Genomic DNA, 15,322 nt, shown 5'->3' with positions numbered 1-15,322 from the left:
GCGATAGGGGCGAACTGATAGATCCACCTGAGAGCGGAGGTCGGTTACGTTGACGGCACCCCCCAAAGACAAGGAGAGCCCCACATGCTCCACAGACGCACCGTACTCGCCGGATGCGCTCTGGCCGTCACGGCCCTCGCCACGGTCGCCACCCCCGCCATGGCCGAGCCGAACAACTCTCCCGCCTCCTCCGCCGTCAAGCCCCCGCCCGCAATGGTGGACGCCATGCAGCGCGACCTCGGGCTCACCCCCGCCCAGATCGACGCCCGGCTGGCCAACGAGGCGAAGGCCATGTCCACCGACGCCAAGGTCCGTGCCGCGATCGGTGACGCCTACGCCGGATCCTGGGTCTCCGGCACCACCGCCGAGAGCTTCATCGTCGCCACCTCCGACGCTTCCAAGGCGGGCGCGGTGCTGGCCGCCGGCGCACAGCCGAAGATCGTCGGCCGCAACCTCGCCGCGCTCGAGTCCGCCGAGGCCGCACTGGACCGGGCCGCCTCCGGCGCGCCCGCCTCCACGTCCGTCTGGTACGTCGACGTGCTCAGCAACAGCGTCGTCGTGCTGTCCTCCAACACCGCCGAGGCCGAGGCGTTCGTGGCCGCGAGCGGCGTGGACAAGTCGGCCGTACGGGTCGAGCAGTCCAACGAGCAGCCGCAGACCTACTACGACGTGCGCGGCGGCGACGCCTACTACATCAACAGCTCCGCCCGGTGCTCGATCGGCTTCTCCGTACGCAAGGGAAGCACGAACGGCTTCGTCAGCGCCGGCCACTGCGGCCGCGCCGGCAACACCACGACCGGCTACAACCGGGTCGCGCAGGGCACCTTCCAGGGCTCCTCGTTCCCCGGCAACGACTACTCCTGGGTCGCGGTCAACAGCAACTGGACGCCCAGGGGCTGGGTCAACAACTACAGCGGCGGCAACGTGGCGGTGAAGGGCTCGACCGCCGCGACCGTGGGTTCGTCGATCTGCAGGTCCGGCTCGACCACCGGCTGGCACTGCGGCACCGTCCAGCAGCTCAACGCCAGCGTCCGCTACTCGCAGGGCACGGTGAGCGGCCTGACCAGGACCAACGTCTGCGCCGAGCCCGGTGACTCCGGCGGCTCGTTCATCTCGGGCAGCCAGGCCCAGGGCATGACCTCCGGCGGCTCGGGCAACTGCTCCTCTGGCGGCACCACATACTTCCAGCCCGTCAACGAGGCCCTCTCGGCGTACGGCCTCACCCTCGTCACCGGCTAACCCCACCCCCCTCGTGATCGCAGTGATGGGCCCTGACCAGCGCCATCACAGCCCGTGATCTTGCACAAAAGCGCACCCTGGCCGCACGACCAGCGACGGCGCCCTCCGTGATCAAGCAATTGCCAGATCACGGAGGGCGTTTTCGCGGGTGGAGCGCACGACCGGCGGCTCGACTGCAAGATCACGAGAGGGAGCGCCGCAGGTCAGCGACTTCTGTGCGACAAACTACAAGATCACGGCGGGGGGGTGGAGGGGTGGGGTTAGCGGGGGAGGCGGCGCCATAGGCGGAAGGGCCGCCATATGTCGTACAAGCTGGTGGCCGGTCACACGGGCACCCGAGGGCCCGCGCGACCGGCCGCGGCAGGGGCTACTTGCCCGGCTCCGGGTCGCGGGGCAGGCCGAGCATGCGCTCGGCGATGATGTTGAGCTGCACCTCCGTGGTGCCGCCGTAGATCGTCATCGCCCGGGTGGCGAGCACGGCGCGGTTCCAGTAGCCGGCGTCGCCGAGCTTCCAGTCGGCGGCGGTGACGGCGGCCGTGCCGAGCAGCGAGACCGCCACCTCGGAGACGTGCTGCGCGTGCGCGGTGGACAGCAGCTTGCGCACCGACGCGTCGGCGCCCGGCTCGCTGCCGGCGAGCTGCTTGAGGGTCACCCGCAGCGACAGCGCGTTGATCGAGTGCGCCTCGCAGGCGACGCGGGCGAGGTCCTGCCGCTCGGCGGCGGTGAGCTCACGGCCGAGCCGGCCGGCCAGGCCGAGCAGGTCGGGCACCGAGGCTCCGGTGCCGCCCGAGCCGGACGACAGCGAGACCCGCTCGTTCGACAGCGTGTTCCTCGCGACCCGCCAGCCCTCGTTCACCTCGCCGACGACCATCTCGTCCGGCACGAAGACGTCGTCGAGGAACACCTCGTTGAACAGGTTCTCCCCCGTCATCTCGGTCAGCGGCCGCACGGTGACGCCCGGCGCCTTCATGTGCACGAGGAAGTAGGTGATGCCGTCGTGCTTGGGCTTGGAGGTGTCGGACCGGGCGATGCAGATGGCCCACTCGGCGACGTGCGCCACCGACGTCCAGATCTTCTGCCCGTTGAGCCTCCAGCCGCCCTCGACCTTCTCCGCCTTCATCTGCAGCGACGCGAGGTCGGAGCCGGCCTCCGGCTCGGAGAAGAGCTGACACCAGATCAGCTCGCCGCTCAGCGTCGGCGGCAGGAACCGCTCCTGCTGCTCCGGCGTGCCGTACGTGACCAGCGACGGCACCACCCACGCGCCGATGATCATCTGCGGCGGCTTGATCTTGGCCGCCCTGACCTCCTGGTGGATGAGCACCTGCTCCAGCGGGGAGGCCGCGCGGCCCCAGGGCTTGGGCAGGTGCGGCATGACGAAACCGGCCTTGGCCAGGGCCCGCTTCTGCTCGACGCCCTCCAGGCCGGCGATCTCGGCGAGCTCCGCCCGGATGGACTCGCGCAGCGGCTCCGACTCCTCCGGCAGGTCGATCTCCATCTCCCGGGAGACGCCCTGGAGCGCAAGGGCCGCCACCCGGTCGGACCACTCGGAGGAGGAGCCAAGCAGCGCGCGGAGGGTCAGCGCCCTGCGGTAGTAGAGGTGCGCGTCGTGCTCGAAGGTGTAGCCGATGCCGCCGAACGTCTGGATCGCGTCCTTGGCGCACTGCACGGCCGCGTCGGGCGCCATGACGGCGGCGATCGCGGCGGCGTAGTCGCGCTCGGCGCCCTCCGCCCGGGTGGCGTCCCAGACGGTGGCCCGCGCCTGCTCCAGCGCCACCAGCATCCGCGAGATCTTGTGCTTGATGCCCTGGAACTGGCCGATCGGACGGCCGAACTGCACCCGGACCTTGGCGTAGTCGGCGGCGGCGGACACGCACCAGGCGGCCACCCCGGCCGCGTCCGCCCCGAGGACGATCGCGGCCACGTTCCGCACCTCGGCGCCCGTCAGGCCGGTCAGCACCCGCTCGGCGGGCACCCGTACGCCGTCCAGCTCGACCTTGGCCACGCCGCGGGTGAGGTCGAGCGACTTGACCGCGGTGACCGTCGCCTGGGCGGCGTCGATCGCCACCCACTCCTCGCCGCCGTCCACGGCCACCGGCAGGACCAGCACGTCGGCGACCGCCGCGCCGAGGACGAACCCGGCCGCGCCGCTGATCGTCAGCGCGTCGCCGTCGCGGACACCGGTGATCTCGGCGTCGAGCGCGACCGCGCCGGTCAGCGATCCGTCCGCGAGCCCGGGCAGCAGTTCGGCCTGGGCCTTGCCCTCGGAGGCGAGGATCGCGGCGCTGGCGAGCACGGTCGGCACCATCGGGCCGGGCGCCACCCGCTCCGACAACGCCTCGATCGCCACGGCCGCCTCCAGGAGGCCGTAACCGGAGCCGCCGAACTCCTCCGGGACGTGCAGCCCGAGCAGCCCCTGGCCGGCGAGGGCGGGCCAGAAGGCCGGGCGCTCCTCCGTTCCCGGATCGGCGAGGACACCGACCGTGCTTCGCACGAGGTCGGCGGGCACGGCCCGCTCGGCCCATCCGGTCACCGACTCGCGAAGCGCCTCGTGCTCCTCGCTCAGCCCGATCGCCATAAGATCCTCCAGCACTAGGTCCTTGTAGAACCATATTCTAGAGGAATATTCGCTGGCTAGGCCGGGTTCCGCGGAGCTCCGGTATCGGCCGTTCCCGGCACCCGTCATGACCTGCGCCGGTCCCGGCGTGCCGCCTTGCGGCGACCGTTCCCGCAGGTAGACAGGGGACTATGCAGCTCTCACGGAAGGTCCTCCGCACGGTCGCCGCCCCGGCCGTGGCCGCGCTGGTCGCGGGGGGATGCGCGCCGGGAACCATCCCGGGCGAGACCGCCTCTCCGACGGCCTCTCCGAGGACGGGGACGGCCGCGCCCGTGCCGTCCCGCCCGATCGAGCTGGAGACGACCTACGAGCAGGTCATCAAGAGAGTCCTTCCGTCGATCGTGCAGATCACCACAGGGGAGGCGCTGGGCTCGGGCATCGTCTACGACACCGACGGCCACATCCTGACGAACGCCCACGTCGTGGGCGCCGCCACGACGTTCCAGGTCACGCTGGCGACCGGCGGCAAGCCGAGGAGGGCCAGGCTGGTGAGCTCCTATCCCCCCGGCGATCTGGCCATCATCCAGGTCGAGAACAAGAACGGGCTGACGCCCGCGACCTTCGGCCGCTCCGCGAACCTCAAGGTCGGGCAGATCGTGCTCGCGATGGGCAACCCGCTCGGCTTCTCCGGCAGCGTGACCCAGGGCATCGTGTCGGCCCTGGGCCGCACCGTGACGGGCGAAAGGCACGCGGGCGGCGGGGCCGCGACCATCACCAACGCCGTCCAGACCTCCGCGCCCATCAACCCCGGCAACAGCGGCGGCGCACTGGTGGACCTGTCCGGCCAGGTCATCGGCATCCCGACGCTGGCCGCCGTCGATCCCAACCAGGGCGCCGCGCCCGGCCTCGGCTTCGCGATCCCGAGCGACACCGCGACCGACATCGCCCGCCAGATCATCCGGTACGGCCGGGTCGTCAACAGCCATCGGGCGGCCCTCGGCGTACGGGTCGGCACGGCGGTCGACGCGGAAGGCGACCCGGTCGGCGTGGCCGTCGGCTCGGTGTCCCCCGGCGGCGGCGCGGACAACGCCGGCATCCGCCCCGGCGACGTGATCGTCAAGGTCAACGGCACGCCCACGCCCACGGCCACCGCCCTGTCGCAGGTCCTGGTGACGCTCAAGCCGGGTGACGCGGCCAAGGTCGAGCTGATGCAGCCGGACGGCACCAAGAGGACGGTGACCGTCGTGCTCAGCGAACTGCCGGCCGGAGGGTGACCCCGATCCTGACGAAATGGTGTGAGATAGCGCGGAAACGCTTGGAGGTGGCTCCTCCCTGCTTGTTACGTTCGATCCCGTGATCTCCCCAGAACTCACCCGCTTCATCGCCGGGCTGCCCAAGGCGGAACTGCACGTGCACCACGTCGGTGCGGCGTCCCCGCGGATCGTCGCCGAGCTCGCCGCACGGCACGAAGGACTCACGCCCGTGCCCGCCGACCCCGCGCTGGTCGAGGCGTTCTACGACTTCCGCGACTTCGCCCATTTCCTGCAGGTCTACCTGCAGGTGGTGGACCTGGTGAGGACGCCCGACGACCTGTGGACGCTGATCCACGGCGTGGGCGGCGACATGGCCGCCCAGCAGGTGCGGTACGCCGAGCTCACCATCACGCCGCAGCTCCATCTGGTGCGGGGCTTCGCCCCGCAGGAGTTCTGCGAGGTGATCGAGGACGCCCGTCACAGGGTCGAGGCGGACTACGGCACCATCCTGCGCTGGTGCTTCGACATCCCCGGCGACTTCGGGGTCCCAGCCGCCGATCAGACGCTCTCCCTCGCGCTCGACCAGCGACCGGACGGGCTCGTCAGCCTCGGGCTCGGCGGCGGAGAGCACGGGGTGCCGCGATCGCTGTTCGCCCCGCACTTCGCCGCGGCCCGCGCCGCCGGGCTCCACTCGGTGCCGCACGCCGGCGAGGTGACCGGTGCGCAGTGCGTCTGGGACGCCGTACGCGAGCTCGGCGCGGAGCGGATCGCGCACGGCATCCACAGCGTGGAGGACCCGGCGCTGCTGGAGCACCTGGCCGAGCACAAGATCACGCTTGAGGTCTGCCCCACCTCCAACGTGTGCACGCGGGCCGTGCCCAGCCTGGCCGAGCATCCGCTGCCCGCGCTGGTCGCGGCCGGGGTGCCGGTCACGGTGAACACCGACGACCCGCCGATGTTCGGCACCGACCTCAACCGGGAGTACGCCGTGGCGGCCGGGCTGCTCTCCCTCGACGAGAAGGGCGTCGCCGACCTGGCCCGCGCCGCGGTGGATGCGTCCTTCCTCGGCGCCGAGGGCAAGTCGGCGCTGCTCGCGGAGATCGACGCCTACACCGCTCAGAACTCGTCGGCGCCGCTCACCTGAACGATGTCGAAGACGTGCCGGGAGGCGGCGCAGACCGTCTCCAGCACGTGGATCGGCAGGTCGTCGGCCGAGTAGGCGGCCCGCACGATCTGGACCACCCACTCTCCGGGGTCCAGGCGCAGCGTGGCCGCCTCGTCACCCCGGGGCGGCCGGGCCACCAACTGTTCCTCCGCCCGCCCGAACCGGTGGCCCAGCTCCTCGATGCGCGCCTGCAGGCTCGGGGAGAGGAAGCCCGGCTCGCACAGCGGCGTGTCCGCGAAGAGGTCGAGCCGCAGGAAGCTCGTGGCGACCCGCACCGGCACGTCCCCGGCGAGCAGCAGCTTGCGCCGGGCCAGCACCGGCGTGCCCGGCTCGACCCGCAGCCCGGCGGCCACGTGCTCCGACGCGGGCTCCGGGCCGACGTACAGCATCCGGCGCCCGGCCTGCACGCCCTGCCGCCGCGCCTCGGTCAGGAACAACGAGGCCGATCCCCGTACGGCAGGCTCCGACGGCAACGACCGCCGCACCAGCACTCCCGGCTCCCCCAGGACTTTCGGCTCCCCCACGGCAGATCCCCTCCCACGTACCGGACCCGACAGTACTCGCCATGCCGGGGAGCCGCTTCCCAAGGGCATCCGGTCGCGCCAGGGGCGGAACAGCAGAAGGGCGGGGAGGAAGCGAATGCTTCCTCCCCGCCCTTCTGCGGAGATGTGCCCGCAAATGTCAGGTAAGACGTGTCTCCTCAGTCCCGAGTATCCCAGGTGCCCTCTTCCAAGGGATGAAGACGAACCGACTGGAAGACACTTTCTACGGAGTGTGAGCGTTTACCCTCGGGTTCTCCATTGTCCTGGTGCTCGAAACAGCAGCTAAGAGACCGGGCTGTCAATTCCGAGACCTTGCACCCCATCCAATGAAACCCGCGGCAGGGCGGCCCCACGAGTACGGCGGAAATGCCATCTTTAGCACCCAATGCCCGGCAAGAAACGGGTCGCCGGTATGTCGGTGGACAGGGGTAGTCTTTGCCAAACGCGAAGAACCCGGTGCGCATCACGCGGGGGGACAAGCGCCGGGGTCCGGTCGGTGAGTGTGTTGGGCCACGACCGCGTACAGGTCGGCTGACCTGTCGTTACGGAGCGTGTCACCTGGTACACGCGGGCCCGTGAGATCAGGTCAGAGACGCGATCAAGAGCCGTTGGGGACCGGGCCGGGGCAGCCAAGCGGCGAGCAAGGGTGTCGGCGGTCCGTCGCGGACACTGCCGTCCTGCCAGCCAGGGCTCCCGGCCCGGAACGCTGCGCTCTGGTGGCGGCTGTAGGCTCCCCGCGGTATCCGCGCAACACGCCGGGGGCAACAGATGGCCGACGACTACCAGTTCCCGGACGAGCTGGTCGGAATGCAGCGCGCGTTCTACGCAGCCGAAGCCCACCTGCAGCAGGTCCTCAATGAGCACCCGCGAGGTCCGACATCGCAGAAGGCGGGGCTGCGATCACCCCAGAGCAGCGGGCCGTGTCTGATGCCGCCTGGGAGGAACTCCGACGGCTGGCCGAGCAGCTGATCGACCACGAGTTCTGGGCCACGTCGATGACCCGGTCACCGCCAAGATGGCGCTGCAGGGGAAGGCCCGCAGCACAGGCTGACCGCTCCCGCATCGTCGGCTGTTAGCCCGGCAGCCGGCCGGCGTCGTAGGCCGACACCGACCGCTCCGTTTGACGGAATGTGTCATGGTTCGGGACTGAATTCAGTAAAGTCAGCTGGTATGTCCCAAGAGATGGCGGACGCCGGGACACGCGTTACTAACGCCTGATCGCGGCCCCGCGAGTGGCTCGCCGGTCGATGTCCATGACCATCACGCAAGAGGTCTGACGCGGAAGGCTCTTCGCCTCTCAGCCGCGGATGCCCTCTCCCTGGGGAACGCGCTCTGTGGATTCCTCGCCGTGTCTCTACTCGCCAGGTCAATGATCACCGATCTGGACACAGGAGGCGGGCTCGAGCTTGATCCTCGACTCTTTGGCACCGCTGTCGTTCTGCTCCTCATCGGCGCCATATGCGACCTGTTCGACGGCCTTGTAGCTCGGCGATTCAGGGCATCCGCGATGGGCGCCGAACTGGACCGGATGCACGCCACCAACTATCTCGGCGTGATCGCCGTCATCCGGGCCGCGTCCCGAGTGCTGCGCGCGGACGGCCGCATCATCACGGTGAGTTCCGGACTGGGCTCCCGGGTCGGCGTCCCCGGCCTTGCCGACTATTCGGCGACCAAGTCGGGGATCGAGAGGTACACCATGGGCGTCGCGCGGGACCTCGGGCCCCGGGGCATCACGGCCAATGTCGTGGTGGCCGGACTGATGGAGAGCGGAATGGAACCGCCGGACCCCGCAAGGCCTTGGTCAGCTCGCTGTCCCTGCAGCGCATGGGTCACCCCGACGAAATCGCCCTGGCGATCACCTTCCTGGCGAGCCCCGCCGCGTCGTACGTCACCGGCGCGGTGCTGGACGCCCACGGCGGCTACAACGCCTGAAGCGGAAGCACGCCGAAGCGCCTGACTTGACTCTATGGAAGGCAGCGTCTAGGTTCTAACTACTAAATAGTCTAGTCAGGGAGGATCATGAGGGTATTTCTTGCCGGTGCGTCCGGCGTGATCGGGCAGCGGCTGATTCCCCGGTTGGTTCAGGCAGGGCACGTCGTCGGTGGCATGACGCGCTCGTCCAGCAAGACGGAGTTGCTGGCTCAGCTCGGTGCCGAGCCGATTCTGTGTGATGTCTTCGACAGGGATGCATTGATCCAGGCGGTTCGTGACTTCAATCCGGACGTCGTTCTGAACGAGCTGACCGATCTGCCGGATGACGTGGAGAAGATCGGTGACCACGCGGAGCTGAACGCTCGCATCCGGACCGAGGGTAATCAGAATCTGATCGAGGCGGCGCGGCAGAGCGGATCGCCGAAGATCCTGGCCCAGACCGTCGCCTGGCAGTTGCCTGACGGGCCCGATGCCCTGGCCGTCGCCGAGCTGGAACGTTCCGTTCTCGCCGAGGGCGGCGTCGTACTGAGCTATGGGCAGTTCTATGGGCCTGGCACCTACAACGAACAGCAGATCCCCGCGGAGCCTCGCGTCCAGATCGACCGTGCCGCCGACCGTACGGTGGAACTGCTGGGCGAGCCATCGGGCGTCGTCGTCATCACCGACTAGGCGACCGCGATCCGGCCGTCGAGCCGCGCTGAATTCAGGGACGCAAGAGATCCCGGCTGACGACGGCCCGGCTCGGCGGGGGAGACGTGCGGTGGTTCATCACCGTGATGAGCCCTGCCGCGATCGCATGCGTGTAGTCGGAAACTACTGATTCACATGGTCAGGGGAAGTCATGTCGCTCACGTTTGAAGGTGTTCTGGCCGATCGGAGTACGTGGCGGCTGGAGAACTGCTCGATCGGGAAGTCGATGGATGTCATCGGCACGCGGTCTTCGATGCTGATCCTTCGTGAGGCCTTTTACGGCACGACCCGGTTCGACGACTTCGTCCGGCGGACGAAGATCACCGACGCGATCGTTGCGACGCGGCTCAGGGAATTGACCGATATCGGCTTGTTCGTCAAACAGCCCTATCGGGAGCCGGGCAAGCGGAGCCGCTACGAATACCTCTTGACCGAGAAGGGCAGAGACCTCGTCCCTGCCGTATTCGCGCTCATGCAGTGGGGCAACAAATATCTGCAGGGCGAGGACGGCGGGCCGCTGCGCCTGGTGGCACGAGGCACCGGTGAGCCGGTTGTGATCGGCCCGCGCACCGTGTCCGGGAGGGATCTCGACCTTGAGGACCTCGCGATAGTGGCACACGGCGATTGGGCCGACCCGCAGAGCGGCTGACCATTCATCCGGCGTGGTTCACGCCGGGCACCACCGATTCTTCGACCTCCGCACCCTTGCGCGTGGTCTCTTCAGGGAACTGTTTTGTCCTTACCTCAGCTAACCACCAAGGCGCCCGCGACCCGCCGCCGGCGCACTCTCCCCGCCGGCCTGGCGTTGACGGGCGCGGCGCTCGCGTTCACAAGTCTGTATCTCGCGGCAGGCGCGCTGACACCGTTGCTGGTGGTCTACAAACAGCAGTGGGAGTTCCCGCCGTCGCTTCTCACGCTGGCGTTCGCTGTCTACGCGATCGGCTTCCTCGCCGCCGTCCTCACCCTGGGGTCGCTGTCTGACCATGTCGGCCGGAGACCGGTTCTGATCGGAGCTCTGGTCATCCAGCTCGCGTCGAACGCCCTGTTCCTGGTCGCCCCCGATGTCGGGTGGGCGATCGCCGGTCGCATCGTGCAAGGTGTCGCCAGCGGCGCGGCGACGGCTGCCTTCACCGCGGCGCTCGTCGAACTCGCCCCGCCGAACAAGAAGAGACTGGGCACGATCCTCGGCAGCGTCGGCCTGACAGGTGGTCTGAGTGCCGGCTCCCTGCTGGCCGGCCTCGCGATCCAGCTCACGCCGGCGGCGAATGCCATCAGCTTCACCGTCCTCATGATTCTCACGGTTCTCGGGGCCGTCGTCGTCGTCCTGTCTCCGGAGACCGTGACCAGCACACCCGGTGCGCTCCGCTCGATGGTTCCGCGCGTCGCGATCCCGCCCGCTGCCCGAATGGAGTTCGCCGCCGCGGCGCCCGTGGTCGCCGCGGTCTGGATGCTCGCAGGCCTCTCAGGGGGGCTGGCCCCGAGCATGGTTCGCAGCGTCTTCCATCTGGACAGCGGCCTGCTCAACGGCCTCGCCGGGTTCATCGCGCCGGCAGTATCGACCGTCATCGGACTATCGTTCGCACGCGTCGACCCCCGGCGAGCGATGACCATCGGTATCCACGCGTCCATCGTCGGGGCCATCGGCATCATCGGTGGCGTGTTCGCCGGAAGCCTGGCCATAATGATCATCGGGCAGGCCGTCGCCGGTGTCGGCTTCGGTGCGTCGTTCTCCGCAGCCCTGCGCCTCATCTTCCCGCTCGCGGCAGCGCACCAGCGCGCGGGGATCGTAGCCGGAATCTACGTCGTCTCCTATGTCGCTTTTGGAGTACCCATCGTCATCGAGGGCCAACTCGCCGGCCCGCTCGGCGAGGTGCCGGCAGTCGTCTGCTACACCGCATTGACCGTCCTCCTCGCGCTCATCAGCCTCATCGCCCAGACCCGCATCAAACGCCGAGCCTGAGCTGAGGACGCGGGCAACCGAAGAAGGAATTGTGAAATGAACCAGACGGACCTGGCAGTGTTCGATTTCGATGTGAACGGGACCGGCCCGCTGCTCGTTGCCATCCAGGAGCTCAACGAAGTGACCGCGCCCGTGGAAACCGACGCCGCCTCCTGGCTCGTCGCCCTGGACATCGACGGAACCACGCTCCACGAAGACGGGTCTGTCAGCGACGCGGTGATCGAGCAGATCCGCCGGCTCGACGCGGCCGGTCACCACGTGGTGCTCACCACTGGCCGCTCTTCCGCGACCACTATCCCGGTGCTTGATCACCTCGGCATCGCGCCGCGGTTCCTGGTCTGTTCCAATGGCGCGATCACCCTGCACCGTGACCCGGGTGCGCCAAGCGGCTACCGGCGCGAATGGGTGGAGTCCTTCGACCCGGCCGATGTGCTCCTGTCGATCCGCGCGCACCTGGTGAACGCCCGCTTCGCGGTTGAGGACGAACAGGGTCACTACCGGTGCACCGAACCCTTCCCCGCCGCCACGACCGGTCTCGACAGCGAGCAGGTGAAAGTGGCATTCGAGGAGTTGCTGGACCGGCCGGCCACTCGTGTCGTAGCGATTTCGCCCGGCCATGACATGGACGACTTCCTCGCCGTGGTCGAGAAGATGGGCCTTCGCCAGGTGAGCTACGCCATTGGCTGGACGGCCTGGCTCGACATCGCGGCTGAGGGAGTGAACAAGGCCACAGCGATCGAACGGGTACGCGGCGAGCTCGGCGTCCCGCGGGAACGGGTGATGGCCGTGGGCGACGGCCACAATGACATCGAACTGCTCAGTTGGGCCTCCGAGAGCGGCCGCGGTGTGGCGATGGGTCATTCGCCCGCCGAACTGATCGAAGCCGCCGGCGAACTCACGGGAACCGTCCACGAAGACGGCCTCGCACTGATCTTGGCCACGCTGTAGTGGCCCATCGTTCCTCATGCAAGACCCGTCTGTGCCCCTGGCATCCCATCACCGGGGAACGGCGACCTTGTCCACTGATGAGGCCGGCCTCTTAAGATCGCTGGATGCTTGACACCCGAAAGACAGCGCTCGTCGTGATCGACCTGATGCCCCGGATCGTCGCTCTGGACGCCGCGCCGTATTCCGGCCCAGAGGTCGTACGGCAGAGCCTGCGCCTGGTCGGCGCCTTCCACGGGGCCGGCTCACTCGTCGTACAGGTGCGCGTCGAACGGCCCGGCGTGGCCGAGCAACCGCCGGGCAGCAGCTTCGTCGCCGAGATGGAACCCCAGGACGGCGACCTTGAGATCGTCAAGCGGGCAATCAACGCCTTCCACGAGACCGGCCTGCAGGAGGAACTGCGCGACCGCGGCATCGCGACCCTCGTACTCGCGGGCATAGCGACGAACTGGGGTGTCGAGGGGACCGGGCGGGCGGCGTCCGACTACGACTACGAGCTGCTGTTCGCCGAGGACGCCATGACGTCGTTCACCGAGGAGCAGCACACCTTCGCAGTCACGCAGATCTTCCCCCGTCTGGGCACGGTCACCACCGTCGAGAAGATCCTGGGGTCGCTGGCCTAACGGGGAGGGCGGCCGCCGACGCTGTGCCCGGGCTGTCCGGACACCTAGATCGCAATCCGGTTAACGACCGGCGTCATCGGTGCCCACCACGATCCAATACTGCGGTGAAACGCAGTCAATTCATGGTGGGCCTGATCCTCATCTTCATCATCGTCGCCGGCTTTCTCGGCACGGTAGCCAGCTTCGCCTGGGCATGGGCTGACAGCCTGGACGTGCCTCCGGCCATCGTCATCGGCGCTGCCCTGGCCATCGTGATCGGCGCCTTCATCGCCTGGGCAGTCGCTGACAGCCGGCGGCTCAATCGTCGGGTTCAGCAGGCGGACGAGGACCCGGGCGAACGGCTACGAGAGCGCATCCACAACGTCAATCAGGCGTTCGGCGACGCGGCTGCGCTCATGGACGAACTGCGGCGCGATCTCGAAGCCCAGCAAGCCGCTCGCGAGTCGCTTCTCGAAGAAGCAGAACGTCAGCAGCGACTCCTCAACCTCAACAAAGACGAGGCCGAGAACATTCGGAGAATCCTCGTCGGCGAAACGAAGGCGACGATTCTTGCCGAGCGCCGCCGCGAATGGATGTTCTTCGGCTTGGGCTTCGTCGCGTCCGCCGTGGCGTCCATTCCGATCGGCATCTGGGTCAACCACATCAGCTGACCCGCTCCCGGACACTCCTTATCCCTTGTTAGGGGTCCAACAGAAGAAGAACGACGAAGCGCGCACCCTGATCACTGTCCTGGCAGCCGGGTGAACCGCTGGAATACCGTTTCTCGCTGGTCGGCGGCGATTCCGGCGCCGTCGTCGAGGACTTCGAGTTCCGCGACGCCCGCGGGGAATCTCGCATCGGCGAGCGTGGAGCCGTCCCCACGCCGTACGGTGACCGTGACCGTGGACGACGCGTCGACAACCTGGCTGACGTCATCAGCTTCGGTTTCGCCCCGGCCTTCATAGTGACGGTGTGGGGTGGGTCCGCTGATCGACTCCCGGACTGGGTCGTACTCTCGGCAGCGGCCTCGGTCCTCCTCGCCGGCGTCGTACGGCTGGCGCGCTTCACCGTCGCCAAGACCACCAGCGGCTCCTTCATGGGCCTGCCCATCCCCATGGGAGCCATGACCGTGATCTCGGTTGTGCTGCTCGGCCAGCCTGGATACCTGGCGGTCGGCGGAATCATCGCTGTGGCCTGGCTCATGGTGAGCCGAATCGAATACCACAAGCTGGGAGGGCACGTCGCTGGATACGGACACTCACTCTCCAGCGGTCCTAGGGGGCAGGTAGACCAATGCGGCCGACAAGTCGAACGTCGGCGGCCCGCCGGCATTACTAAGCCGTCTGCCCGCCGGCCTGCTCACCGTCTGCAGTGCTGCCCTCGGGCTGTGATCGGCGAACTGTCCGAAACTAGTACGTCGGGCAGATGTACTTTCGCACCGCCGCCAGGATCTTCGTCGCCTTGGCCTTGCCGAACCCGTCAAGGTGGCCTGGAGCTCGGAACCGCTGGTTCGTAAGGTCTACCAGCTTGGCCTGGTCGTTCGGCCGATCCTTGACCATGCTGCACGAGCTGCGCGCCCAATCCACGGCCATCTCCTTCCCGGTGACAATCTCCCCATCGATGCTGTTAAGCGCCGTGATGAACCGCGCCTGGGTCTCACTGTCTGGCTTGGGCGGGAATCCGGACTCAGCCTCGATTCTCGCGATCGCGTTCGGTGAGAGCGTGCTGGACGTGTCGTCCGTCGAGCCGCACCCGGCCAGAGCAGCGAGCAGTACAGCGGAGGCGATCAGAGCGGGGGGTCTCATGCCCCGCGACGGTACGCGACATCACGTCTAATGCCAGAACAGGGGTCAGGGCCGACGACCGCCGAACTCACCACCTAAGCCCACCGCAAGCTGCGCGTCCGAGAGCAACGGAGCAATGTCTCGGGCTCCGGCGGCTGGCGCGGCATCCCCGGCCCATGGCCATTGCTTGCCGTGCTCCTACGTTGCGGTGGCGCTATCGAAGGAGGTCTGGTGGCGGAGGATTTCGGCATGGTGGTCGGCGGACCAGGCCGCCAGGGCCAGGACGGTGGCGAGTAGCGAGGCGCCGAGTTCGGTGAGGGCGTACTCGACGCGCGGCGGTACTTCGGGGTAGGTGGTGCGCGTCACGATCCCGTTGCGCCGCAGTTGTTTCAGCGTCAGCGTCAGCATGCGCTGAGAGATGCCGGGGATCGCGTCCGCGAGGTCGGAGTAGCGGATGGGACCGCTTTCGAGGGTGCCGATGATCAGCACGCTCCACTTGTCGCCGACGAGGTCGAGGATCTCGCGGATGAAGTCGGCGTCCTGGTCGTTCCAGTGTGCGCATGGGCCCGGAACGGTCCGCACGTTCGCGCGGACGTTGGTCCGCACCGTCCGGACATCGTGTGCGCTCATCCCCGCCACCTCTCCATCGCCGCGCC

General features: G+C 68.3%; 15 protein-coding genes and 1 pseudogene. 11 read left to right on the top strand and 5 right to left on the bottom strand.

Annotation, left to right across the window (positions count from 1 at the left end; all coding sequences use genetic code 11):
* Window positions 1–84: 84 nt before the first annotated feature.
* Complete coding sequence (locus tag BXA11_RS05065; RefSeq protein ID WP_030509244.1) at window positions 85–1,239, top strand: S1 family peptidase; 1,155 nt, start codon at window positions 85–87, stop codon at window positions 1,237–1,239.
* Window positions 1,240–1,606: 367 nt separating this feature from the next.
* Here BXA11_RS05065 and BXA11_RS05060 read toward each other — a convergent pair whose 3' ends face one another.
* Window positions 1,607–3,814, bottom strand: a complete 2,208-nt coding sequence (locus BXA11_RS05060) for an acyl-CoA dehydrogenase family protein (protein ID WP_076433062.1) — start codon at window positions 3,812–3,814, stop codon at window positions 1,607–1,609.
* Window positions 3,815–3,984: 170 nt separating this feature from the next.
* Here BXA11_RS05060 and BXA11_RS05055 point away from each other — a divergent pair, with 170 nt between their 5' ends.
* Window positions 3,985–5,067 (top strand): S1C family serine protease, encoded by a 1,083-nt coding sequence (locus tag BXA11_RS05055; protein ID WP_076433060.1) that lies wholly within the window; start codon window positions 3,985–3,987, stop codon window positions 5,065–5,067.
* 79 nt (window positions 5,068–5,146) lie between these two features.
* Complete coding sequence (locus tag BXA11_RS05050; RefSeq protein ID WP_239104722.1) at window positions 5,147–6,190, top strand: adenosine deaminase; 1,044 nt, start codon at window positions 5,147–5,149, stop codon at window positions 6,188–6,190.
* Here the strand turns inward: BXA11_RS05050 and BXA11_RS05045 are convergent.
* The gene (locus tag BXA11_RS05045) at window positions 6,163–6,735 is read right to left on the bottom strand and encodes a UTRA domain-containing protein (RefSeq protein ID WP_239104723.1); all 573 of its coding nucleotides are present in this window, start codon (window positions 6,733–6,735) and stop codon (window positions 6,163–6,165) included. The two genes, BXA11_RS05050 and BXA11_RS05045, sit on opposite strands and share 28 nt — an antisense overlap.
* A 1,366-nt stretch (window positions 6,736–8,101) precedes the next feature.
* Between BXA11_RS05045 and BXA11_RS45715 the strand changes: the two are divergent.
* From BXA11_RS45715 to BXA11_RS05010, 8 genes and pseudogenes are all read left to right on the top strand, one after another.
* Window positions 8,102–8,470 (top strand): annotated as a pseudogene (locus BXA11_RS45715) (SDR family NAD(P)-dependent oxidoreductase); the annotation flags it as partial.
* 80 nt (window positions 8,471–8,550) lie between these two features.
* Window positions 8,551–8,685 (top strand): SDR family oxidoreductase, encoded by a 135-nt coding sequence (locus tag BXA11_RS45710; protein WP_373320527.1) that lies wholly within the window; start codon window positions 8,551–8,553, stop codon window positions 8,683–8,685.
* An 87-nt stretch (window positions 8,686–8,772) separates the two neighbouring features.
* Window positions 8,773–9,354: an NAD-dependent epimerase/dehydratase family protein gene (locus BXA11_RS05035; protein ID WP_076433058.1), complete on the top strand. Its 582-nt coding sequence runs from the start codon at window positions 8,773–8,775 to the stop codon at window positions 9,352–9,354.
* A gap of 172 nt (window positions 9,355–9,526) precedes the next feature.
* Window positions 9,527–10,024 carry a winged helix-turn-helix transcriptional regulator gene (locus BXA11_RS05030; protein WP_076433056.1) on the top strand — a complete coding sequence of 166 codons (498 nt, stop codon included), beginning with the start codon at window positions 9,527–9,529 and terminating at the stop codon, window positions 10,022–10,024.
* 84 nt (window positions 10,025–10,108) lie between these two features.
* A complete protein-coding gene (locus BXA11_RS05025; protein ID WP_204053438.1) occupies window positions 10,109–11,335 on the top strand; it encodes an MFS transporter in 1,227 nt (408 codons plus the stop codon).
* Between the two features lie 36 nt (window positions 11,336–11,371).
* Window positions 11,372–12,283, top strand: a complete 912-nt coding sequence (locus BXA11_RS05020) for an HAD family hydrolase (RefSeq protein WP_083743954.1) — start codon at window positions 11,372–11,374, stop codon at window positions 12,281–12,283.
* A gap of 104 nt (window positions 12,284–12,387) precedes the next feature.
* Window positions 12,388–12,903 (top strand): isochorismatase family protein, encoded by a 516-nt coding sequence (locus BXA11_RS05015; RefSeq protein WP_076433054.1) that lies wholly within the window; start codon window positions 12,388–12,390, stop codon window positions 12,901–12,903.
* Between the two features lie 104 nt (window positions 12,904–13,007).
* Window positions 13,008–13,553 carry a hypothetical protein gene (locus BXA11_RS05010; RefSeq protein WP_143734080.1) on the top strand — a complete coding sequence of 182 codons (546 nt, stop codon included), beginning with the start codon at window positions 13,008–13,010 and terminating at the stop codon, window positions 13,551–13,553.
* Between the two features lie 71 nt (window positions 13,554–13,624).
* Here BXA11_RS05010 and BXA11_RS43005 read toward each other — a convergent pair whose 3' ends face one another.
* The 3 genes from BXA11_RS43005 to BXA11_RS04995 all read right to left on the bottom strand — a co-directional run bounded on the left by BXA11_RS43005 (window position 13,625) and on the right by BXA11_RS04995 (window position 15,296).
* Window positions 13,625–14,140 (bottom strand): ATP-binding protein, encoded by a 516-nt coding sequence (locus BXA11_RS43005; RefSeq protein ID WP_159454733.1) that lies wholly within the window; start codon window positions 14,138–14,140, stop codon window positions 13,625–13,627.
* 151 nt (window positions 14,141–14,291) lie between these two features.
* Window positions 14,292–14,687 (bottom strand): hypothetical protein, encoded by a 396-nt coding sequence (locus BXA11_RS05000; RefSeq protein WP_076433050.1) that lies wholly within the window; start codon window positions 14,685–14,687, stop codon window positions 14,292–14,294.
* A 177-nt stretch (window positions 14,688–14,864) separates the two neighbouring features.
* On the bottom strand, window positions 14,865–15,296 hold the full coding sequence (locus BXA11_RS04995) for a winged helix-turn-helix transcriptional regulator (RefSeq protein WP_083743953.1): 432 nt from the start codon (window positions 15,294–15,296) through the stop codon (window positions 14,865–14,867).
* Window positions 15,297–15,322: the final 26 nt, after the last annotated feature.

Source organism: Microbispora rosea (assembly GCF_900156315.1).
GTDB classification, from domain to species: domain Bacteria; phylum Actinomycetota; class Actinomycetes; order Streptosporangiales; family Streptosporangiaceae; genus Microbispora; species Microbispora rosea.
The sequence above is the reverse complement of the archived record's forward strand: the minus strand, read 5'-3'. Positions and strand labels throughout refer to the sequence as shown.

Bases quoted from the DNA above. Each gene is read 5' to 3' on its own strand.
- BXA11_RS05030 (WP_076433056.1), top strand. From the start codon at position 9,527: ATGTCGCTCACGTTTGAAGGTGTTCTGGCCGATCGGAGTACGTGGCGG.
- BXA11_RS04995 (WP_083743953.1), bottom strand. From the start codon at position 15,296: ATGAGCGCACACGATGTCCGGACGGTGCGGACCAACGTCCGCGCGAAC.
- BXA11_RS05065 (WP_030509244.1), top strand. From the start codon at position 85: ATGCTCCACAGACGCACCGTACTCGCCGGATGCGCTCTGGCCGTCACG.
- BXA11_RS05015 (WP_076433054.1), top strand. From the start codon at position 12,388: ATGCTTGACACCCGAAAGACAGCGCTCGTCGTGATCGACCTGATGCCC.
- BXA11_RS05000 (WP_076433050.1), bottom strand. From the start codon at position 14,687: ATGAGACCCCCCGCTCTGATCGCCTCCGCTGTACTGCTCGCTGCTCTG.
- BXA11_RS05060 (WP_076433062.1), bottom strand. From the start codon at position 3,814: ATGGCGATCGGGCTGAGCGAGGAGCACGAGGCGCTTCGCGAGTCGGTG.
- BXA11_RS05020 (WP_083743954.1), top strand. From the start codon at position 11,372: ATGAACCAGACGGACCTGGCAGTGTTCGATTTCGATGTGAACGGGACC.
- BXA11_RS05035 (WP_076433058.1), top strand. From the start codon at position 8,773: ATGAGGGTATTTCTTGCCGGTGCGTCCGGCGTGATCGGGCAGCGGCTG.
- BXA11_RS05055 (WP_076433060.1), top strand. From the start codon at position 3,985: ATGCAGCTCTCACGGAAGGTCCTCCGCACGGTCGCCGCCCCGGCCGTG.